Below are 22,388 nucleotides of genomic sequence, written 5' to 3'. Positions count from 1 at the left end.
ATAAATATAAAGTAAAGAAGTTTTTTTCTGGTTGAAAATCACCGAAAAACAGGCGTTTTCAGGTTGATATGGCCTGGTTTTAAACTGCATAATACAAAATGGAATAATAATATTTTGCAGAGGGCAATGATCTTGTTTACCGATACAAAAGATATGACAACCGGGAAACCACTTCCCCTCATAATTAGTTTTGCGATACCGATGCTGATCTCCAGCATCTTTCAGCAGCTGTACACTGCTGTGGATACCCTTATCATTTCCCAGTATCTTGGCAGCAAAGCCCTGGCAGGAGTTGGTGCCACTAATATTGTTATCTTCCTGGCTTTGTGCCTTGCCATTGGAATGGGTAATGGCGGCGGTCTCATCATCGCCCAGTGCTATGGTGGCAACGACAGAGTGAAGATGTGGCGCACTATCGTGGCTATGACCTGGATCATGGCTGCTTTGGCGGTAATAATGTCTATAGCGGGATATCTCTTTTGCGAGCCTGTAATGAGAATGCTAAAAGTTCCTGAGGACGTGCTCCCCTACTCTGTTTCCTACATCAGGATCATCTTCGTTTTTACTGGGGGAACGGTGATCTATAACTGGGCATCTTCTATATTAAGAAGTGTTGGAGATTCCAGGACGCCTCTTTATGCTCTTGTAGCTGCTTCCTTTATCAATATTGGTCTTGACCTTCTGCTGATCATAAACTTTGGAATGGGCGTTGAAGGTGCAGCATCTGCTACAGTTTTCTCCCAATTTGTTTCGGGATTTATCTGCCTGTATGTGCTTGTAAGGGACAGGGAAAAATTTGGATTCGATAAGACTTCTCTTTTCCCGGATAGGCACAATGTGTGGCAGGTCATAAAGACATCAATTCCATCCACATTCCAGTCCTGCATGATAGCCCTTGGAATGATAAGCGTCCAGAGGCTCATCAACACCTTTGGAGCGGATGTCATGGCGGGATACACCGCTGCCAGCAAGGTGGACAGCCTGGCAATCCAGGTGATACTGTCCGTTGGTAACTCCCTGTGCGTATTTACCGGGCAAAATATCGGAGCCGGCAAGCTCGACAGAGTTAAGGTTGCGCTTAAGCAGTCAAGGATCGTCATGCTGATAAGCGCTGTGATCATCGCAGTCTGTGCCTACGTTTTCAGGTTCAACATAATGGGGCTCTTCATCAATCCTGAGGATTCACTGCTGGCGCTGGAGACAGGAGCCCAGTATCTGTCCATCATAGGCGTTGCGTACCTTATCTGCGCAGTGATGCAGAGCTACCAGAACGTCATACGAGGAGCCGGGGACGTAAATACCTGCATGGTTGCGGGACTAACTGAGCTGGCGGGAAAGATCTTTTTTGCATATCTCTTGTCGCCCATTATGGGCGCTCTTGGCATCTGGCTATCAACACCTCTGTCCTGGAGCTGCGGATGCGTTATCCCTGTTGTGCGCTACTACACAGGGAAATGGCAGGATAAAAGGCTCATCGACTAAGGTTGTAAGTATATGACTGAAATAAAATTTTAAATATCGCAAGGCGGAAACTGAAATTAAATTGCGCAGTTTCCGCTTTTTCACATTTTTTGTCTTGTAATTAAAATTAAGCATATGTATATTTATGAGCATGAACGTCAAAAATATCGAACCAGGAACAAAAGTAAATATAGAGCTGAACCACGATGGCAAGGATTACTGCGTTGAATCCACTGTTCTCACACAGTATAGCGCCGGAGTTCTTATCACTCCTGTTGTTTGTGATGGCAAGATGATCCAGTACTGCTCAGATGCCAGAATGACTTTTACTGATTCATATGGAAAGGTGAGGACTTTCTGCTTAAGTTCCATTAGTCCTATCGACTTTTCAGGATCTCTTTTCCATGTGGCCCAGGGTTGCGAGACCGTTAAAGTCAACAATTCCCGCAAGGCTGAGCGATATAAGATTCAAAGGGTTGCAACTGCTTACGTTGCCAAGAAACCTGTGATGAAGGTTTTAGTTAACGACCTGTCCATGCGCGGAGTGTCAATGATCGTTGGCAAAAATAGCAACGCTTTTAACATAGGCGACGAGATCATGCTTGATATGCTCAAGGAAGACAGCTATTCCCACGTCAAGCTAACCTGTCAGGTTGTAAGGAAGTTCAAGGTTGATGAGTTTGACGCGGTTGGATGCGTCTTAAAGAACGTTACCACCTGCCTTCTTGACTATATCCTTTGCATCAAGAAGCAGAAACAGGAAGAAAAAGAAGCAAGAATGTTTTACAATGCTGTATGATTTTGAATAAATATACGTTTTATGCATCAAAAAAGCTCTCCCGGATATGATCCAGGGGAGCTTTTTTAGTATCTTATGTCCGCGCTCTGCGGAGTTTTTCATATTAGTCGAGAATATCTACAAGCTCGATCTTGAAGTTAAGGTCCTTGCCAGCCATCTCGTGGTTACCATCGAAGGTGATCTTGTCAGCTTCAAGAGCAGTTACTGTAACAGGAAATGCACGTCCATAGCCATCCTGTAAAAAGACCTTGTCGCCAATCTTAAGCTTCTCAACTTCCTCAGCTGGGAACTCATCAGCATCAACAACTACAACATAGTCTGGATTGTACTCGCCGTAAGCCTGGTCTGGTGTAAGGTGAACGTCTACGATCTCGCCCTTCTCCATGTTAACTACAGCAAGGTCAAAGCCAGGGATCATCATGCCTGTACCGCAGATGTAAGTGATAGGCTCGCCTCTGTCATAAGAAGCATCGAACTGTGTACCGTCGTTGAATGTGCCCTTGTAGTGAACCTGCACCTTCTTGCCGGCGTTCTTGCCTTCCATGATAGGCTCCATGCTGTGGCATCCGCTGCATCCGCCGCAGCCACCCTCGGAACCATCGCCGCATCCACCGCAGCCACCTTCTGAATCTTCATCGCTGTGGCATCCGCCGCAACCGCCTTCTTCGTGGTCATCTCCGTGGTCGTGATGTCCACAGTTGTGTCCCTCGCCGTGCTCATGCTCGTGATCGTGGTGGTCGCAATTAACACCTGTGCTCTCAAGCTCGCCCTTAAGGTAAGCCTCTACTGCTGCATCTGTGTCACCCTTAACGCCTGAAACGACTTCAATTCCGTTAGCTTCAAGGGCAGCCATAGCGCCGCCACCGAGACCACCGCAAATAAGCGCATCGATCTCTTTTCCGGAAAGAAGTGTTGCAAGAGCCTCGTGCCCAGCGCCCTCAGTGCCAACAACCTGTGAGGATACAACCTTGCCATCCTCAACTTCGTATACCTTAAACTGCTCAGTGTGTCCAAAGTGCTGGAACACCTGTCCATCTTCGTAAGTTACTGCAATTTTCAAAACTAAACCTCTTTCTACTAATAAATTAAAACTAAAGTCAACTTAAAGAGTGTATCATATCAGGAACATTGACGCAAAGGCTATTTCGCCTATGACTACCAGCGCCGCAAGCACGTAAAATGCCACGTTGATAATGCGGTAGAAGCTCTGGGTGGTCCTGCCCTTTATCAGCATGAACAGCACATATGGTATCACTCCGATCACTGTCATAAGCAGAAACGCAGGGATCGTTATTGGGAAAAGAACTATCGACAGGACTCTCGTTCTCTCCTTCTGGTTTCCAAACCATGTGGCGAAAAATGTGTAGCCAAAGCCCATGAAAAATCCGCCGATTCCAGTAAGGATCAGCTGCGCCACAAGAGTCATGGGATCGATCGGTGATGGTCCGCCAAATACCATGCTGTCAAAGCGGCTGAAAATACTGATGATAATGGCTCCTGCTGCAAAGAGCAGGTTTACGCGAAAGCGCTCCGCTAAAGGGCGTTTGGGGGCTGCGGAAATGTTTTGTCTGAAGTAGGCTTTTGCTTCGTCGGAGATGGTGTTTGGGGTGTGGGTGGCTGCTGTCTGGCCGTTGGCGGTAGCTCTTTTGCCTATGAGATGGCCTGGTTTGGAGCTGGCCTTAGTGTTCGCCTTGGCTGCTGCCTCGATCTTCTCAAGTTCCCCTGGCTCAGCTTCTGTTATTGAATCCAGCTTGATACAGAATGTATAGCTGTCGCTTTGAAGGAACAGGAAATCCTTAGTCCTTGCACTCTTTTTGATGTCAGTAAGTTTGCTGGTGACATCCTTAAAGAATCCTTCCTCTCCCTTTATAACTTCATGTATCTCATCAGCAGTTGTGGTAACCTCGCATGCGGCGCCGCCTCTGACGTAAATCCCGTCGTCCGGTTTATCGCCAAGGCTCCACTGCTGCCCTCTTAAATCTGCTGTTTCCTGTGTAAAAGTAAATGTAGATCGCAATTTCTTTTCCTCCTGAACACAGTTTAAAAGTTTACTCTAAATTGGGCGGGAGGGGAAGAGGGGGAAAAAAAACCTCCTGTCCAACGACAGGAGGTTTTCGATTTATATTATGAAATGAATTTAAATCGCTTTAGATCATCTCACGCCTTCACTAACCGCAGTACTTCTCTGGTTCATTCAGGAACAGATCCGTGACGCCCAAGGCTTCGTACTTGAAGACGTCCATTTTGCCGTCTGTGGGCTTCTCGGGGTAGAGGTGACCGCCGAACCATCCTCTTACAGCCCTTCCCTCAAACCGGTAGTCCTCTATGTCGATGGAATTTCCGTAGGGATGAAGTGCGAACTTAAAGGAAGGATCGCCAATTATCTGCTCCAGGCCAATAGCCTTAAACAAGCAGTCTGAAACCTTGCTGTCCAGAACGCCAAGTTCTGCCTTGGGATCCAGCTCGTGAACCTTAAGAAGGGACTCCGCATAGAATGAAGAATACACGATGGCGTCCTCGACACCAAATTCATGGACCATCTCCACAATCTTTTCTTCCATGCCAGGATATGGGTAGACGCTGTTCTTAAGCTCAATGTTGAGCCTCATTCCACTCTCAGGGCCTCCCTCCTGTTTGGACCTGCAATATTCTAAAAGCCTTGATTCCATAAGTTCAAATACTTCTCTCATGGTGGGGATGTACTCTGTTGCGCCGCCACCTGCAGGAACGTGCAGACTCCTGATTCCCGCCAGTGTAAAATCCCTCACATAACCAAAACCATCCGTAGTCCTGTCAACTCTTTCATCATGGATAACCACCAGCTCTTCGTCCCTGGTAAGTTGAATATCAAGCTCAATGCCTGCTACTCCAGGAACATCCATTGCCTGTGAAAATGATGTAATGGTGTTTTCCGGATACAACTGGCTGCATCCTCTGTGAGCCCAAATCCTCATATCACGCATCTCCTATCATCCATATATTTCATGAAGAACTGTCTCAAATACGGAAGCTCTTGCTATCGCCTCACTGCTTTCCTTCTGGGAAAAGAGCTTTCCCTCCGATAGATGACTGGCACCACCGCCAGCCTGTATCTTCGTTACTCTATCGACCAGTTCCCTGAACTCATACCTGAGTCCGTCGCCCTCATACTCACACTCATAGCGCTCTATCTGGTCAGGGTCTTCATAACGGACTTCGAAATATTTTGTAAGCCACCAAGGGGATGGCACCAGCACATAGCCCTTGGTTCCTGTTATAACAAGCTGTCCTTCGCTCTTGGCCGTAAGTCCTGTCCTTGCTGTGGCGGTGGCGTAAACCTTTGGTCCCGCGCCAGCACCTGACATTTCGGAAGACTTCTCTTTTGTCCCAAAAGAAATCGTCACTTTGGAATAGCCGTCAACTCCGGAGCCAGTCATTATGCTCTGTACAAAAACATCGCCATAATCCGTTCCAAGAAATCTCAGTATGGGCAACAAAGTGTATGATCCAAACTCGGTAAAAGAGCCTCCGCAGGCCGCAGGGTCAAACTCCCTGCCCGAGGGCTCCGTAAGCCTTGTAAATGTCGCCTCAACGTCCACAACTTCGCCAATGGCGCCGCTCTCCACAACTTCCTGGATCTTCTTAAATCCAGGGCAGTAGGCCGTCTTAACAGCTTCCATCAAAACCAGGCCCTTGGAAGTGGCAAGGTCAAACAGGTCCCTGGCGCCTGCTTCCTTAAGGCACAGAGGCTTTTCGCAGATCACGTGCTTACCCGCCATGAGCATCTTCTCCGCGTAGGAGTGGTGCGTTCCGTGGGGCGTTGCGATGTAGGCCGCATCTATAGCTGCAGCAAAAGAACCAAGGTCAGGGCTCGCAACAATGCTGCCCGCCTCGGTTCCATAAATTGTCTCTGTTTTTTTTGCAAAAGCCTCGCCATGCTCAAAGTTTGGGTTGAACACAGCCACAAGCTCTATCTCGGGAACAAATGAGAGCTCCTTCACAGCTCTTTTTGCAATTCGTCCGGTTCCGATTATTCCTAATCTTACCATCCCTGCTGGCTTCTCCTCTTGTTCATGAACAGTTCTACAACTTTGGCCATAGCGATGGATTCATCCGCCGTCAGCTTGTAGTCGTTGCCGCCAGTTCCGTTTATCTTGGTCAAAAATTCCGCGATCTCATATCTGAATCCGTCAGTTCCCGCAAAGCTCACCTCGTGATGATCCACGATTGCAGGATCCTCATATCTTACATCAAAGCTTCGGATCAGCCACCATGGGGACTGGGCCAGAACATAGCCCTTGGTTCCAGCGATTACCAGCTGACCTTCGCTCTTTACACCAGCTCCGGTCTTGGAGGTAGCCAGGCTGTTTGGATATTTGAACTGAACCTTGGTAAATACGTCGATTCCATCTTTTCCAAGGATTGAATCGATGGTGATATCATCGTATCCTGTGCCAAGGATCTTAAATATAGGTAAAAGAGTATAACTTCCGTATTCCATGAAAGCCCCGCCGTACTTGGCATCGCTCATCTCGCGGCTCTTTGGGTCACCAATTCTAGTAAAGCATGCCTCGATGTCGCAGACTTCACCGATTGTGCCGTTACTAACCACGTTAAGCAGATGCTGGAATCCCGGAAGATATGCAGCTCTGATGCCCTCCATCAAAACCACTTCCTTGGTCTTGGACAAGGCGTAGAGTTCGATAGCCTCCTGATATGTGAAGGTCATGGGCTTTTCGCAGAGCACATGCTTGCCAGCTTCCAGAGCACGCCTTACATAGTCCGCGTGGGTCTCGTTGGGAGAGGCCACATAGACAGCATCCACGCTATCCAGGAACTTGTCGTAGTCATCTGAAAATGCATTTATTGAGAACTCAGTAGCAAAAGAGCTAAGTTCGTCCTTACATGGATTGTAGGCGGAAACCACTTCCACACCGGAAACATATCTGGTCTCCAGGCAAAAACGTCTGGCAATTCTGCCGGTTCCCACAATTCCAAGCCTTATTAGCTTTAAGATATCTCCCCTGATAATTGTTGAAGAGATATTTGGGGTCCTGTCCAGGTACACTACGTTGCAGTACTGCTTGAGGTAGTCAAACTTGCCAACCCAGTCAGAGCCAAGAACAAAGGTATCGATGCCATACTTCTGGATGTCCTCGATCTTCTGTCCCTCATGGTCTTCAACTATGATCTCGTCCGCAAAGCCAGTGTCCTTGACGTTCTGGATCCTGGTCATAATGGGATCCACGAGATTGAGCTTACCTCTCTGGTGGTCATAGTGTTCCGTGGTAACACCAACGATCAGGTAGTCCCCAAGCTCTTTTGCCCTCTGTAATAATCTATAATGTCCCTCGTGAAAGAGATCAAAGGATCCATAGGTAATGATCTTTTTCAAAGATGGTCCCTCCTGTTACAATCAGTACTGGATGATCTGCCCGTAGCGCCAGATAATGGGCTTTTGTGCATACAAGACTGCTGTTGAAACTCCGCAGCTATCGCCGTAGTAGTGGTCGCACTTAAGGACAGCTCGCTCAATGTCTGCCTGCGATGGTCCTTCAATTAGCTCAACCCAGTCCATCTTCTTTATTTCGTCAATAAGTTCCCTATAATCATCATATATCTCTATTGAACATTTTTCCATAAACTCTGCTACGCCTTTTGGCGCAAGCACCATAACAGACACATTTTCCCTGTCTTTTTCCATCAGGGAAAAGAAATCCCGGATTCCCTGAAGTCCTAACCTTCCGCCATTTATCACGTCGGTAGCAGTGAAGCAGAAAAGAATGGAGTATTTATCTGTCTCGCAAACATCCGGGACAGCGCTGCCCGTTAGAGCTTTCTGGTGGAATAACTTATAAAGCTCTCTCTTTGCAAGGATCAGGTTGTCGTTTATATCAGTGTTACTCCTGTAAATCTGGTGAACAGAAGCGTTCCCCTCTATCAGGTTGTAGCACTCATAGATTGAGTCGCAGGCTTTTTCAAGATAGGATACTGCGGCTATTCCCTCACCAAAGGTCTGCTCAAGAACAGTTCCAAGCTGAACTATGCTCTCCTGAAGGCTTCCAAGAACTCCCATGGCGCTGTCATAGTCGATGAGCTCTTCAGGCTCTTTTCCTCTGTGTTTTTCAGGATAGTCAAAAGGATAATTTAACGCGTAAGCTGTACCAGTGCACACAGCCACATGCCAAATGGCTTCAAACAGCGTCTGGAACATGTCAGCAAACATGGTCTCTGTAGGGCTTACCACGTAGTTGTCTCCCACATCTCCACCCATGAGGACGCTAACTTCACTCCTAAAGAATGGATAGTCATGGGCTGATGCAAAGCGCCTTGGGCTCATAAAGTCAGGTCCGTACTGATTTTCAAGCTCCTGTAAATAGCCAATCGGAGCCTTGATTGTAGTGTTTTCAAAGGGCAGCTCCACCGTGTCTGCGTACCACTCCATGAACCTTGGTCTGTCTGGATCAGGAGGTGCGATGATCGCCAAATTCGGCGCATAATCAACTGCGTTGGCATCCTCTCTTTTGCACATCTGGGCTGCAGCATCGGCTCCCAGATACAGCTGATTTCTAAGGGATGCATTATCGTCTGAAACAGGATCTTTTCCCAGGATGGATCTGTGGGCATTTCGAAGCTCTGAAAGTTCCTGTAAAAAGTTCTTGATCCAGTCGGGATCTGCACTTCCGGGGGTAGAGATCTCTTTTCCCAGAGAAAGGTCTGTGACGTCCTGCAATGTCAGGAGCTTGCCGGAAAAAGAGCTGTCCTCCAAAGTCTTGATATCGTATGCCAGCTTGTAGGAAAAATAGTAGAGCTGCTTCTGGATCTTGAATTTCTCAGGATCCGCAGGCATGTAGTCCAGAGGAAAAATATCTATAAAGCAGATAAATGGGCAGCCGTAGTAGTTCCTCGTCCGCTCGTCGTCCCACTGAAGCTTGCCGGTTCCGTTGGCAACAACAGAGTGGTAACTGCTGAATGTATCAGTGTTGTAGAAATTGCGCAGGTACAGGCCTTCCGGCAGCTCATCCCCCATGGCAAGGAACTTCATGTAATCTTCCCTTGGCATGGCAAGGTCAATGTCGTCGTCCCATGGAATGTAGCCTTTGTGGCGCACAGCACCAAGCAGGGTTCCAACCTCTGCATAGTAGGTCAGCCCCTTCTCCTCAAAAAAGTTTCTAAGCTGGTCAAATATGGACATCTGGGCAGCGAAACTTCGCTTCATCATCTCGCTGACGATAAAGCCGCTTCGTACCTCTTCTTTGAAAAAGTCATCACTGAATCTTATCTGCAAAATAACCTCCAATGCTGGCGATCATGCGAAGCGCATCTTTTTTAAGCTCCTTTGGGAAACAGTCAAGCACCGGCGCCGTCTCAAAATTCAAAACGCCGTCAAAGCCTGTCTCTTTAAGAGCCTTCAAAACGCCGTCCCAATCAAGGACGCTCTTGTTTTCTCTGGTCTTGGTAAAGGTGAAGGGAACCTGATGAAGGTCCGCAATGCCGTCGTTCTCATGGAGATGCAGCACCTTGATCCTCTTACCAAGGGTCGTTATGAACTTGTAGGGATCGATGCCCACAAGGTTTCCGTGGCCCGAGTCATAGCAAAAGCCGATGACCTCCGCACCGAATTTATCGTTGATCTCGTCGATCCTGCTTGCTGCCTTTTCAGCGTTGCAGCATGGTCCTTCCACCATTCTCTGGCCCTGGCCGTTGTAGAGATTCTCAACGCAGAGGGTTATATCCATTTCCTGGGCCATAGGTGCCAGGAACTCCAGAAACTCTTTTGTCTTGGCCCACTCAGCCTCTTCGCTGCCATAGTAGGTTGTCAGCTTAAAGCCATGAACCACGATATAGTGGCAGTCCAGGAACTTGCACACCTCGAGGCTCTTTGGTCCCACGTTGTTCCACAGATAGTCGTTTACTTCATCCTTCGCTCCCGGAACAAATGTGGGATAGGGCATGTGCATCTGATGGATCCGCACTCCTGCTGCCTTGGCACCTTCCTTATGTGGGGAAAAGAAATCCTGCAGCTCCTCTACTGATTTGTTAAAGAAACGGTTTAACTTTTCCTCATACAGGTCCGTGTTCTTTAAAAACTCATTAAGAGAAAAATCGCAGCAGGTAAAGCCAGTCTCTTTCATGAGGGCAAAGCCTTCTGCGGGGTTAGCGTCATATACTATGTTCTTGCTCTGTACTCCGATCTCTGGTCTCATGGTGCGCCTCACTTTCCTGAATTTGGGTCCTTAGCCATTTCCAATCTGTCCATATGGAAAGTCGGCATATATTCGTCACTGAACCATTCTATAGGATTTGGAAGGTTCATCTTACGGAGCTGTTCTGTTATCTCGTTGTAGTACATGTTGCAGATAAAAATGGCGGTGTCAGGAGAAAGCTCTTTTAACTTCTCAGGATTTTCAATGGTAATACCAAAGAAGTCCTCTCCCCACCTGGATGAATTGTTGTCACAGGTGAACAAAGGAGGATACTCCTCGCCATAGTTCTTAAGGTATGCTCTGCACATGTTTCCAGCTCCAAAAAGAACTCGTTTATCATATTTCTTGATCACATTTTCAATGTTGATGTGCCACAGGAAAAACTTTCCAATTTCGAAGGCCTGCGACAAAACTGTCTTTTTAAGAGTAATCGGAAATGCATCATAAGTCTCAGCAAAATCCATTATCAGGTCACCATCGAAACCAGTCTTTCTAAGGCCTCTGATGCACCCAAGCCAGCTGGTCTGCTGTCCTTTCAAGCACGCTGTATAAGGAAGCATCGAAACATCGTTTGCTCCATCGCAGTCTCTGATTATGGCTGCCTTAAGCCTGCTGCCAAGTGGCTCTATTGCCGTGAATAGTTCCTGTCCGCAAAGGGTTCCTGTTCCAACGTCAAAGCAAAAGCCAAAGCGTTCCTGCCCCAGCTCTGCATTCAATTCATCTATCCATCTGCAGGCTTCTTCCGGCTCTGCGCAGATACCTCTTACGAAATGTCCGTTGATATTCTTTATCCTGTTGATGAGAAGGATCTGTATGTCACTTCCTGTATCCTTTACTGCCTTAGCTACTTCCAAATAAAATGGTTTATTAATTTCCCACTCGTGTCCACTTTCGATACCAGAAAAGAGGGGATATACCACAACACTCTCGCATCCCGCATCAGCTGCTGCCAGAGCAGTCTCTATTCCAAGTTTCCTGTATATCTTGTTAATTTCTGCTGCGGCCTGTTCAGGCTCTTTCCCCAGTTTGATATCCGCTGGAGCGCAGGGGCCAACAGCTATGGACAGCTTAAGTCCTTCTTCTTTTGCAATAGAAGTAATGTTCCTGTCGGCTTCTTTTCTGAGTTCCTCTGGGTGTTCCGTGAGATATATCTTGTCAGAGGTGCGCTTGTAGTTGTTACGATGAAGAAGCTCATACTCTCTTGGTTCAAGAATAGAACCAATATCCAGCGTCGCATATTCAAAGCCAACTTCAAGAATATCCTTGATGATCTGCCTTGGCCTAAGTTTCCATAAGCCATTTCTTGTTTTACATACGAGTCTCATGAATGATCCTCCAATAGTATCTATAACAAAAAGAAGGCTCATCTTACAGTTTCTATGCATATCTGATGCATGTAATTCACTCAAACTTGCCCTCTTTTTATAATGTTTAAATCATCTTATTTTTATATGGTACTAAAACTCTTTTTGTGATTGCCACCTATGTTCCATATATCTGAATCCTCACTTAAGGTCTCAGATATGATGCCAACATCATCAAATGAAAAGCCGTGCTTCCATAACACATACGGAAATGAAATCTGGTCTCTATTTGAATAGTCATTAACCTGTTCCCACCATGTCTCCATCAACATCTTGCAAATTGGATGATTGTGCTCCCTAACAAGAATTCCACAGTTAACGCCACCAAAGTCCTCTGGCATTCCTTCTTTCCAATATTTTTGCACTTGTCTAGAAATAACACTAGCGTCATCACGCTTAGTTTCTAATCGCTTTATCGCCTCAGTATAAATACTTGCTGTATTATTCCGACTTCTAGCAATAATACGTGTTTTGGGTAACCATGAGAAGCACTCTATAACACGATTTGACAATTGAACATTCCCATCAAAGTATACAGAATAACGATAATCCGGAAAGACCTTATGAGCATTGATTTTGACATATCGATTCTTTTTTGTATCAGAAAGATTCTGATCCAAATTCAAATCTCTTATATTGATAAACTTATACACGCTGTTTTTTACAGTATTCTCATCATCCGATATACAAAAGTAATCACAATCATCCGAAATATCAACTGGATCACGCAGTTCATCATATCCACCAATAATACATGTATATATAGCTATTTTTTCATTCAAAGCCAATCGTTCATGTGATTTGTAAGAACATAAATCCGTCCAAGATATAATACTATCTGCTCCTAAATCCTGAAGTTGCCTAACAATCTGCAATTCATAATAATCATGTGTTAAGACAAAGAAAACTGTGTTTTTAATATCTAATTCATCAACTGAAAAGCATAAGATACCATCTTTTATAGTTTTTCCCCATAAATTAGTATTATTATCGCAATAATAATGTACAGTTATGCCCAAATCTATAAGTCTTTGATATCCGCATCCCACGCCGATATCGCCACACCCAAATATGCAGACTTTGAATCCTCTATTTTTGATTAAATTTAAAACTTCTTCAAATGCCCTATTTGTCATTGTTACACCCTTGACATCATTTGTTACCCCTTAGGGGTAAGTCGTTTATTTGGAAATTATTAAAGTACCCTGATTATCACAGATTGGTACTTTACATAGTCCCCGACCAATTACTTTTTCAAACCTTCTTATGGACTCCTTTGCACAGCCTAAAAAGTTGTTATAATCATGAATCATGATATAACCACCCTCAGACAGTCTTGGATAAAAATACTCTAAACCACTATATATCGATTCTTCAAAATCACAATCTATAGATACAAATGCAAATTCATCTTCAAGCCCCTTTAATGACGCAGGAAATAGTCCTATCCGATAATCACACTTATCATTATTAGTCATCTTTTTTGCGACTTCTTCAATAGACGTGTTTTTGAAAACCTCTCTTCCAGCAGTAAGAACATCTCCTTCTACCGAATTCTTAAGTTCATTTTCATCAAAGCCATCAAAAGTATCGAACAAATATAGCGTTCTTTCAGGAAATGCTTTATTGATATACTTTGCAAAATCCCCTCTAAAAACTCCCAGTTCTGCAACATTACCTACGACTTCGTTCTTCTTTATTTCTTTAACTAATAACTCGAATGTTTTTATTCTGACATAATCATTCTTAATTTCGGTGCCTTCGCAAAAAAGTATCTCTTCGTCTAATTTGCTATCCGTACTTCTTACCAAGTGATATCTGTTTTTAATTCTTTTACTCAGATCTTTACCGCAAATCTTCTCTACAAATTCATAATCTTTGTTGTAATCATTAATGGAGATGTTTCCATAAGCAAAAATCACTTTAGAAATATCAATATGACATTCTTCTATTGTTCTGATTATTCCTTCTGTCTGAGCTACTGCAACGATTATTGCATCATAATGCACTCCTTCAAGCTTTCCCGGTAGATATACAGGCTTATCAGCAAATGTTTCCTGTCTTTTATATGTATCTATGAAGCCAACGATTTCCCCGTTTGTAAAGTCATTGATTATGTGCCAACTTAATTGACCGGTCCCCCATACTAATACTCTCAATACTATTTCTCCTGTATTTCAGATTTCATCAGCTTTTTGTAACTCTTTTGTCAAAACTTCTTCTCCTAAGAACGGATATAAATTTGCAAATTCAGGAGAAACAAATGTCCCATCTTCTTTTGCTACCGACTTAAGTCTGGGACATACCTCCTGATCCCTATCTACAAATATTTCTAATACTTCAGGCGCTTTTGAGTTTAAAACGTTCCTTATAGAGTTCTCCAATTCTTCAGCCTTACGGCAATCAGAATAATGCAAGCCATACGCTTCTACTATTTTCCCTATATCTGGAATCGGAACACCATATTCTATATCTGTTCCGAAAGGCGGATTAATACCATAAGCCCCCTGCGACATCCTAACAAACTGATATCCCTTGTTGCTTATGATAATAACCTTTATAGGAAGTTGGTATTTTGCTATAGTAGCAAGCTCTTGAATATTCATCTGGAAACTTCCATCACCAACAAAGCATATAACATTTCTATTATTATCATTGTTAGCAAGTGCGAGTCCCATAGTTGTCACATAGTATCCCATAGCAGATAATCCACCTGAGATAAACACTCTCTGATTGGCCTTAACATTCCATGCCTGCGCAAGTATGCTACAGCATGAACCAGTATCTGATAAGATCAGATCATCTTCTGTAGCCAGCTTACTTGCAATATCAACCACCCTATATGTTGAAATAGATTCATTGTTATAGTATTTTTCAGTAACTACTGGATATCTATATTTCCAATCATTACAACACTTTACCCATTTCTCATGCATACTGCTATTTGTATCAGTCTTTTTTAATGCATAATAAATGAAATCCGCCAAGTCAGACATAACAATGTCATCAATAGGAATTCCATTTGTTACCTTCTCCGTCGGATCAATCTCAATCATCATCTTATATGATTGCTGTGAGAATTTAGTTACGTCGTATCCTGTAGCATTAGGTGCAAGTCTGCATCCTAATACTAAAAGCACATCGCATGTCTGCAGCGCGAAATGTGATGCTCTATCACCATGATTGCCACATCTACCTACAAAGTGCCTGTCGTTAGATGTTATGCTATCTATTCCCATTCTTGAATTAACAACAGGAATATCATATTTATATATAAATTCTCTGAATTCCTTAACTGCTCCAGATAAGCGAACCCCTTGTCCTGCCAGTATAAGGGGACGTCTAGCATCTTTAAGCTTGTTAAGAATTTTATCATAATCACTTGTTGGTATATTTCTTTGATATTTATCGAATTTGGAATTATCGTTAGTATTGTCATTTCCAAATCCTATCCCTTCAGGAACTTCCGATGACTGAATGTTAATTGGAACCTCTATTACAACTGGTCCAGGTCGTCCTTCTGTTGCAAGCCTGAATGCTTCATCCATGCAATCTTTGACATCCTCAGCCGCTTCAAGAAGTATTGTCTTTTTGGTGATTCCCTGCATAATAATATCTGTTCTTACATCCTGTGTTCCATATTGTCTAAGGTTATTTTCCCTTTCAAATTTCACACTTTGAAGATTAGAATTACCCGTAAGTAATATAATTGGTGCAGAGTCTGTCCACGCCTGTGCAATTCCTGTAACAGTATTAGTCATTCCAGGACCATTGATTGTAAGCACAATTCCAGGTTTACCGGTCATGCGCGCCCATCCTTCCGCTGCCATAACTGCTGCCTGCTCGTGGTTGGTAAATACCGGTTCAATTTTATTACTATCACCAAATGCTTTGCAGAGCCAAAGTGATGCTCCTCCAACTATTCCGAATAGCTTATCTATTTCTTTATATTCTATGTATTTTACGATATATTCCGATACGTTCATTCCTGTTTCATCCATGCACTATCTTTGGTTGCAAGAAGTGCTTTAAATATTTTAATGTCTTCAAGTGTCGTAATTTTTATATTGAGCTCCGATCCCTTGGCAAAGAAGGTCTTATGTCCAAGTTCCAAGAGCAATGTACAGGTCGCAACTGAGTTGGTTATACCTTTTTCAAGAGCGTCTTTATGAAGCTTAACCATGTCTCCGACGCTTACAGTTTGAGGCGTCTGCGCTCGAAACAACGAATTTCTTAAGATACTCTCTTCAGATTCTATCTCATCGTCAGATCTGAGCATTGCTTCCATACAAGGTATTACAGTTATTGCATTTCCCTTTTCTCTGCATACATTAATGTTGTTCGTAATAATATCTTCAGAAAGCATGGGCCTTATTGCATCATGAACCAATATTAAGTCATCGTCGTTATATAATTCAGCTATGGCAAAGACACCATTTCTTATAGAGTCCTGACCATTTTTACCTGCTACTACAACTTTCTTGACTTTTGTTATATTGAATTGGTTTATGTATGCGTCCAGTGCCTTCTGCCAGCCATCCAAGCATGCTATGACTATTCCATCTATTTCCGGATGTCTTTCGAACGCCTCCATGGTATAAACTATTATTGGCTTGTCATTAACCGTAAGAAACTGCTTAGGTATGTCCTGATGCATTCTAGCCCCGGTGCCGCCAGCTATTATGAGCGCAACATTTGCCATATGCTATAGTATCCTTTCATTTAATCTATATCTAACTTAAGCTCTGTAACGGGGTGAACCTTCTGTTTCTCTTTTGGCGGTATTGCCATGTAATCACCAAATTCCCACTTGAGCCATCCATCGTAATCTCTGACTCCAGAGAATGTTTTACCTTCAAATTGAATATCTGCCGTGTCTCTGATCCAACATCTTCTATAGCCATACTTATTCTTTGGTGCCGGAAATGTAAGCGTCCTTACAAGATTAGAAGTATTGTCATCGATAATAAGACCTTTATAGAGTTTTCGTACTATTTTCATCGGTATTTTGCTAAGAATAGTATACCACAGCCTCATCCCAGCACTCTTATCACTTCCTTTACCAATTTCTGACCACAGAATCTTTCGTACTACAAAACATCTAAAGGAATGTATTTCTCTTAGAATTTTATTATCCGGAACAGCGTCCTGAGGGAAAATGTCAAGGAAAACACCCTGTTCATAAGGCATGAATTCCTGATTTTCTCTAAGAAATACTGTTCCTTTTCTTCTTATTTTTGCATATCCCCATCTGTATCCAGGGGTAATATCCATATTCTGGAAATAAAACCTGTCTTTATCTAGGTCCCGTTGGCATGCTTGGCAGAATCTGTCATATTCCGGTCTAAGCATTGCTACATCTGCATCGTCATCCCAGGGGATAAATCCACCATGCCTTACTGCTCCAAGGAGCGTACCTCCTATGATTGTGTAATTTATGCTGTTTTTTTTACAGATTCTGTCCACTTCCACGAGCATCTCGAGCTCGTGAGATTGGAGTTTTTTTAAGTCTTGTTGGTTTACTTCTATCATCATTTATCCTTACTATCTAGATTTTTTCTACTCTTGAGGGCGAAATAACGTTTAGCTCTTTATCATATCAGCTTCTTGTCTATCAGTTCTTTAAGTTTGGTAGAACTGGTTGACTCAGTATATGGGAAGAATTCCAGTGTTGCCCCATGCTTTTCAAGGAACTTCTTGAAGTTCTCAAATCCTGGATCGTTGACATAATCAGTTCCTGAAAACTGTACATCAAAGTGATGCATCTTCCATGCATCTTCCGTACCATTGAACATGTATGGAATCTCAACAGCCTCATCCACATATCGGCATGAACGAACCATCTCTATTCTCTCTTCAAACGGAACAAAGGGATCAGTCCTCTTTACGTGCCTTACACCTTCATCAGAAACCACTCCCACGATAAGATAGTCGCACATTTCCTTGGCTCTGCGGAACATGTTCAGATGACCGATATGATATAGATCAAACACTCCCGCGATATAACCTACATGATACTTCTTGCCCCCGTCCTTAGTGACTGTACTGTTATTGTAGCTTTCTACTGATTCAAGAGTCAGTGGATGACGCTTTCTGGAATAAGCCTTGGAAGGATCAAAAATGCTGTACTCCCTTATTCCCATGTTCTCAAGTTGCTTCACTACTGACATAAAGCTCTTTATGCATATGATAACCTTGTATTCGCCATGTCGAAGGTCATTGAATAAACCAGGAGAGAAGATCTCTACTCCTTCATAAGTCTCTTTTCTCTCATCTCTTACAGGCTCATATCCTTCAGGATAAAGCTTTTGTCCCCAACGCTTTTCATTATTATCCACCACAGCATAAATCTGATAATCCTGACCATATAGAGCCATAAATCTTCTGGCAAAGGCTCCAGAGCCAAACAAAATGACCTTTCTATTATCAGTATTCTCAAATATATCCACAAACAGTCTCTGATAGTCATCTGCCGAAAAGTTCATTCGCTGGCGGTTGGCATGTACAATTTGATAGTCCTTACGGACCTTCTTGTAATAGTCTGAAAGTTCGTCCTCTTTACGAACGTAGAAAAGCCAGTCATTAGCCACTCTAGTGATGTAGTTATACCTGTTCAGATCCCTAGAGTCGATTCCATAACGAGCAAACAGGTCATCTCTAGAAAGAACTCTCTGAAAGCTCGGGCTTCCAGTGTGAACAGTCCCCAGCACTCTATACATCAGAGCTTTAACTGGGAAGTTCTCCAAACAGAACTCCTGATCAAAAAAAACAAACTTCCCATCCACATAGAAAGTGTTGAGCGGAATCATATCAACCATTGCTTTTTTGAGAAGAAGTTGTGGTTCAAGTTCCCAGATTTCCTTCTTTTTCTTAAGGCGCTTGGTTCGTTGCTCTTCACTCTCGTTTGGTGGCTCCATTGGTACATATGCTCCCTCAAAGATCTCTGACACCTTCAGAATCTCATCACGAAACTCATCCATTTTTTGTAAAAAGAGATCCTTATCCTCTAGCAGAAGTCTCTGAAGATACACCATTCCTGTCTCTGCTATAATAAAAGGCATGGTATAAACTCCATCCTTATAACTGCCAGGAACAACGTTTACTCCTCTTTCAGCCAGATACTTCATGTTGGCATCAAGGCGTTTCAGTTTTTCTTCTCCCGCATGGAATGGTGCCTGCTTAGTTACAGTATCATTGTCATGGATTATTGTAATCAGCGCATCTTCATGTCCTCTGTCAAAAGAACTTGTGACCTGCAGAGCATCTGTGTGTGAACCATCAAGGGAACACTCAATGAGAAACGCATTGGCCATCTTATGGAACATTCCATTCTTCAGAAGAGATGAATAAAGTCTTTCTTCTTCAAGGAAAACTGTGCTGGCACAGTTGTAGGTTGGAAAGATTCTAATCTGAAGTTCCTCATTGGGAATGTATCCATCCGCAAAGATAAACGAAGCATTATCAAGATCAGAAAAAACAGAGTAAAATTTATTATCTGAAAATCCTGCTGCAGTGAGCATGTCCACCAGCTGTGATTTGTCATAGGTCCTGCCTGTAAACTTATCATCTACGCTCGCATAAGCCCTAAAATAGTCTTCGATTCCATCAAAGTTTCGATCAGTATAGGGGTCTCTATCGCCACAGAAATTTTTGATTCCAAAACGGTTGTTCATGCCCAGAATCAGGCGTCCCCCTGGCTTAATCTGCTCTTTTAAATTCAATAAAAAAGAAGGCACATCCTCTAATTCCTCTGCATACCTGATGCATAGAACATAGTCGGATTTGCCCTCTATCTTGTCATGTATAGACACTCTATTTACATGCTCCGGATTTTTCTCACGAAGCATGTAATAAATAGGATCTTCTTCGCCAATGTACGTGATATCCTTGTTCATTTCAAATGGATACCACGCGATAATTGAATTTTTAAGTGCCTGGATTAGTTCTTTTGAAGTTTCCAAAACCTAGTCTCCTTACTTATGAGCCACTGCATATAATATAGTCTCGCTCCACGAAGCAGCCTGCTGCCTTACATATAGTTTATAATCTGCTGATAGCTTTTTTATCAATCCCGGTATCTGAATAAAATCAAAAACATTATGGTAAATGCAGATTGCAAGCTTTGGCTTTTGCTGTTTGATAATATGCTCTGCTCCTCGTATTACCTGCCATTCATATGACTCCACATCGGCCTTAATGAAGGAAACCTCCCCATTTAAAAAGTCATCTAATGCAATTATTTTTGTTGAGTCTTTATCATCAGTATTTTTCCCTGTGGTAAACTTAGAACCCGATCCTTTATTGTCGTCAGTTCTCTCAAAAACACCAGAGCTATTTGTCTCACCCACACCATAAGGATAAAGAGAGACTTTCTCTGGATTCACTTTATATTGCATGCAATAATCTGCTATATTCTTTTTTGCCGTTTCGTACGATACTGTATCAGGTTCAAACGAATGAATATGTTTAAATTCATCTTTTCTTATTTCCAAGTATTCTTTTACAGTATCTCCTGTATAGCATCCGACATCCACAAAGACTTCATTCTTATCACATTTTACCAAGTCTGGTAAAAAGAAATATCCATGCTCCAAATCAAGGAGACCCGATTCAGATGATGGGTACTCTCCATTGAATTTACATTCAATAAGATACTTATATAATTCTTTAGATTTGGAATCTTCGAACAATTCCAATGACTCCAGGACCTTATCTTTCAAATCACAAAGCACAAACTGTTCCAGAACATACCAATGCGCCGCCCCATTGGAGTCTAGCATTTCTTTTATCTCACCGAGAAAATTCAGTTGGTTCGTACATATGAGTATGCAAGCATTTTTGCAATGCATGATCTCGGTTGGAGATTTGATTGGCTTTCCATAAAAAGTGCTTCCCCACTTTTCAGGATCACTATCAACATACCCTTTTATCTGTTCAAAACGATCCCACCGCTTTATTCCTTCCTGTAGCATTTCTGCGGTATTGCCAGTGCCCCATATCCATACATCTCGTTCAAGATCCTTTGAATCCTTTAGTATCAGTTTATTATCCAGCGACAAATCACTCATCACTTCATCCCCTAACATCTATTTGAGCAAATGCTCTGCTTCCATGATTGCAGTCTTTGTATAATATCCCTCTTTAAGTTTTTGGCCAATAACTTGCGCAGATCTAGCGTATGATTCATATTGCTCTGGTGAAACAGAATTCAATTTCCCTTCCAACTCAAAAAGTGAGTTTATCGTAAGTCCCACGTTATTTCTCTTAACAAATTCAGCAGTAGCTGCCCCTTCCCACACAATTACAGGTAAACCTGACGCAAGATACAAGGACAGTTTATGCGGGCTGTTATACGAAAGATATTTTCCTGTTCCTTCACTACAAGTATCTAGCCGTTCGCCATCCCAAATCAACCCATAACCTGAATTAAGCTTTCCCGGAAGTTCTTCTGGAGTAAATGCTCCGCAATATTCAATTCCATCCGGGCATTTCTCCATTTCGTACCTTTCAATTTCAAAATCGGGTCCGTATAACTGAATGCTTACTCCATTTAACTCGCCAAGCTTGTATAAAAACGGGCTTTTTCTGTACTCCAAGCTCCCCGCAAACTTGACTGCAGTGCCAAATTCACTCAATCTTTCATTGTTGGAATCGGATAAATAATCAAACACATGAAGCGAAATGATTGGCCTAAATGAAGGCCATCTATTCTGGAAAAAAGCTTTCATGCTATCATTTTGAACAATGACAGCATCAGCAATATCCATCATAAAATTCATTTCTTTTTCGTAGTAATCAGAGAAGTTTAATCCTCTGATCATTTCCACATCATGAACTATAGAGATTATCTTTACGCCTTTTTTCTTTAGTTCTACTAATGCTTCATCTCTAAATCGGTTCTCGACCCTAAACGGGTGTTGCAACGCAAGTATGGCCCCCGGGGTTATATTATCGATGAAACTCTGCCATTCTTTACCAGACCTTTTTTCCATCCAGTTTTTTTCTGTAGCACCAGCGTCTACATAACGGCAACAGTCCATGTGAACTCCAATAGTCTCATATCCCATAGCACCAAGTATTGAACGCATATCCATAGGTGCTTTACTTCCAGCATCCTTGGATGAATCTATATACTCCCAAATCTGATAATGCTTACCATCTCCAGAGAAAACAACTTCAGAATCTGGTCTTTGTTCATTTCGTGAATTTATGTACTCTTGAAGTTTATCTCTTGTCACTTCTCCCATCACAAAACAAGATACCCCATCCAGTTTTTGCTGCTCGTCTAACTGTTTGACAATCTCTTTGTAATATACACTCGTTATTATGAGCGCATCTTCGGCAGATGCTCTACTTACATATTCATCAAAAGAAATAATAGAAAAAGTCTTATCTCCCACTAATAAAGAATCATTGTTTTCAGACAAGAAATTGTCTATTATACTTTTTATTTCAATATCTTTGAGCTGTGTAGCAAAATTCTGAAAGCGTTTCCCTGCTCCAAAACAATAAACGTTCTTTACATTCAACAACTCTATGCTCTTTAACGGATCATCTAAGAGTAGCTTAACCATCGTA

Annotated in this window: 18 protein-coding genes; 2 read left to right on the top strand and 16 right to left on the bottom strand. The window is 42.8% G+C overall.

Annotated features, from left to right (window positions below; genetic code table 11):
• Positions 1 to 126 precede the first annotated feature (126 nt).
• Both D6855_RS06840 and D6855_RS06835 read left to right on the top strand, forming a co-directional pair.
• On the top strand, positions 127 to 1,482 hold the full coding sequence (locus D6855_RS06840) for an MATE family efflux transporter (RefSeq protein WP_120739393.1): 1,356 nt from the start codon (positions 127 to 129) through the stop codon (positions 1,480 to 1,482).
• Positions 1,483 to 1,606: 124 nt separating this feature from the next.
• Positions 1,607 to 2,260, top strand: coding sequence for a PilZ domain-containing protein (locus D6855_RS06835; protein ID WP_120739391.1), 654 nt, complete (start codon positions 1,607 to 1,609; stop codon positions 2,258 to 2,260).
• Between the two features lie 103 nt (positions 2,261 to 2,363).
• On the opposite strand, the gene D6855_RS06830 is transcribed toward D6855_RS06835, so the two are convergent.
• The 16 genes from D6855_RS06830 to D6855_RS06755 all read right to left on the bottom strand — a co-directional run bounded on the left by D6855_RS06830 (position 2,364) and on the right by D6855_RS06755 (position 22,384).
• Entirely contained in the window at positions 2,364 to 3,320 is a 957-nt protein-coding gene (locus D6855_RS06830) for a NifB/NifX family molybdenum-iron cluster-binding protein (RefSeq protein WP_120739389.1), read from the bottom strand.
• 54 nt (positions 3,321 to 3,374) lie between these two features.
• Positions 3,375 to 4,277, bottom strand: a complete 903-nt coding sequence (locus D6855_RS06825) for a hypothetical protein (RefSeq protein ID WP_120739387.1) — start codon at positions 4,275 to 4,277, stop codon at positions 3,375 to 3,377.
• A gap of 151 nt (positions 4,278 to 4,428) precedes the next feature.
• Positions 4,429 to 5,214, bottom strand: coding sequence for a glycerophosphodiester phosphodiesterase family protein (locus D6855_RS06820; protein WP_120739385.1), 786 nt, complete (start codon positions 5,212 to 5,214; stop codon positions 4,429 to 4,431).
• Between the two features lie 15 nt (positions 5,215 to 5,229).
• Positions 5,230 to 6,288 carry a Gfo/Idh/MocA family protein gene (locus D6855_RS06815; protein WP_120739383.1) on the bottom strand — a complete coding sequence of 353 codons (1,059 nt, stop codon included), beginning with the start codon at positions 6,286 to 6,288 and terminating at the stop codon, positions 5,230 to 5,232.
• Positions 6,282 to 7,634: a Gfo/Idh/MocA family oxidoreductase gene (locus D6855_RS06810; protein WP_120739382.1), complete on the bottom strand. Its 1,353-nt coding sequence runs from the start codon at positions 7,632 to 7,634 to the stop codon at positions 6,282 to 6,284. The genes D6855_RS06815 and D6855_RS06810 overlap by 7 nt, the downstream gene beginning before the upstream one ends.
• A 21-nt stretch (positions 7,635 to 7,655) precedes the next feature.
• Positions 7,656 to 9,527, bottom strand: coding sequence for a LicD family protein (locus D6855_RS06805; RefSeq protein WP_120739380.1), 1,872 nt, complete (start codon positions 9,525 to 9,527; stop codon positions 7,656 to 7,658).
• Positions 9,508 to 10,446, bottom strand: a complete 939-nt coding sequence (locus tag D6855_RS06800) for a sugar phosphate isomerase/epimerase family protein (protein WP_120739378.1) — start codon at positions 10,444 to 10,446, stop codon at positions 9,508 to 9,510. Before D6855_RS06800 ends, D6855_RS06805 begins: the two co-directional genes overlap by 20 nt.
• Positions 10,447 to 10,454: 8 nt before the next feature.
• Positions 10,455 to 11,855, bottom strand: coding sequence for a sugar phosphate isomerase/epimerase family protein (locus D6855_RS06795; protein WP_147368127.1), 1,401 nt, complete (start codon positions 11,853 to 11,855; stop codon positions 10,455 to 10,457).
• A gap of 38 nt (positions 11,856 to 11,893) precedes the next feature.
• Entirely contained in the window at positions 11,894 to 12,946 is a 1,053-nt protein-coding gene (locus D6855_RS06790; RefSeq protein WP_120739375.1) for a glycosyltransferase domain-containing protein, read from the bottom strand.
• A gap of 45 nt (positions 12,947 to 12,991) precedes the next feature.
• A complete protein-coding gene (locus D6855_RS06785) occupies positions 12,992 to 13,969 on the bottom strand; it encodes a TylF/MycF/NovP-related O-methyltransferase (RefSeq protein WP_158589488.1) in 978 nt (325 codons plus the stop codon).
• 18 nt (positions 13,970 to 13,987) lie between these two features.
• Complete coding sequence (locus D6855_RS06780) at positions 13,988 to 15,811, bottom strand: thiamine pyrophosphate-binding protein (RefSeq protein ID WP_120739371.1); 1,824 nt, start codon at positions 15,809 to 15,811, stop codon at positions 13,988 to 13,990.
• On the bottom strand, positions 15,793 to 16,512 hold the full coding sequence (locus D6855_RS06775) for an IspD/TarI family cytidylyltransferase (RefSeq protein ID WP_120739369.1): 720 nt from the start codon (positions 16,510 to 16,512) through the stop codon (positions 15,793 to 15,795). The genes D6855_RS06780 and D6855_RS06775 overlap by 19 nt, the downstream gene beginning before the upstream one ends.
• 20 nt (positions 16,513 to 16,532) lie before the next feature.
• Complete coding sequence (locus D6855_RS06770; protein WP_120739367.1) at positions 16,533 to 17,345, bottom strand: LicD family protein; 813 nt, start codon at positions 17,343 to 17,345, stop codon at positions 16,533 to 16,535.
• A 59-nt stretch (positions 17,346 to 17,404) separates the two neighbouring features.
• The gene (locus D6855_RS16915; RefSeq protein WP_243111825.1) at positions 17,405 to 19,771 is read right to left on the bottom strand and encodes an adenylyltransferase/cytidyltransferase family protein; all 2,367 of its coding nucleotides are present in this window, start codon (positions 19,769 to 19,771) and stop codon (positions 17,405 to 17,407) included.
• Positions 19,772 to 19,783: 12 nt separating this feature from the next.
• On the bottom strand, positions 19,784 to 20,878 hold the full coding sequence (locus D6855_RS06760; RefSeq protein ID WP_158589487.1) for an FkbM family methyltransferase: 1,095 nt from the start codon (positions 20,876 to 20,878) through the stop codon (positions 19,784 to 19,786).
• Positions 20,879 to 20,896: 18 nt separating this feature from the next.
• A complete protein-coding gene (locus tag D6855_RS06755; RefSeq protein WP_120739363.1) occupies positions 20,897 to 22,384 on the bottom strand; it encodes a beta-1,6-galactofuranosyltransferase in 1,488 nt (495 codons plus the stop codon).
• Positions 22,385 to 22,388 lie beyond the last annotated feature (4 nt).

This window comes from Butyrivibrio sp. CB08 (assembly GCF_003625485.1).
Classification (GTDB): domain Bacteria; phylum Bacillota; class Clostridia; order Lachnospirales; family Lachnospiraceae; genus Butyrivibrio.
The sequence above is the reverse complement of the archived record's forward strand: the minus strand, read 5'-3'. Positions and strand labels throughout refer to the sequence as shown.

Coding starts and splice junctions, on each gene's coding strand:
- D6855_RS06840 (WP_120739393.1), top strand. CDS start 127: ATGATCTTGTTTACCGATACAAAAGATATGACAACCGGGAAACCACTT.
- D6855_RS06835 (WP_120739391.1), top strand. CDS start 1,607: ATGAGCATGAACGTCAAAAATATCGAACCAGGAACAAAAGTAAATATA.
- D6855_RS06820 (WP_120739385.1), bottom strand. CDS start 5,214: ATGAGGATTTGGGCTCACAGAGGATGCAGCCAGTTGTATCCGGAAAAC.
- D6855_RS06815 (WP_120739383.1), bottom strand. CDS start 6,288: ATGGTAAGATTAGGAATAATCGGAACCGGACGAATTGCAAAAAGAGCT.
- D6855_RS06800 (WP_120739378.1), bottom strand. CDS start 10,446: ATGAGACCAGAGATCGGAGTACAGAGCAAGAACATAGTATATGACGCT.
- D6855_RS06790 (WP_120739375.1), bottom strand. CDS start 12,946: ATGACAAATAGGGCATTTGAAGAAGTTTTAAATTTAATCAAAAATAGA.
- D6855_RS06780 (WP_120739371.1), bottom strand. CDS start 15,811: ATGGATGAAACAGGAATGAACGTATCGGAATATATCGTAAAATACATA.
- D6855_RS06775 (WP_120739369.1), bottom strand. CDS start 16,512: ATGGCAAATGTTGCGCTCATAATAGCTGGCGGCACCGGGGCTAGAATG.
- D6855_RS06770 (WP_120739367.1), bottom strand. CDS start 17,345: ATGATGATAGAAGTAAACCAACAAGACTTAAAAAAACTCCAATCTCAC.
- D6855_RS06760 (WP_158589487.1), bottom strand. CDS start 20,878: ATGAGTGATTTGTCGCTGGATAATAAACTGATACTAAAGGATTCAAAG.
- D6855_RS06755 (WP_120739363.1), bottom strand. CDS start 22,384: ATGGTTAAGCTACTCTTAGATGATCCGTTAAAGAGCATAGAGTTGTTG.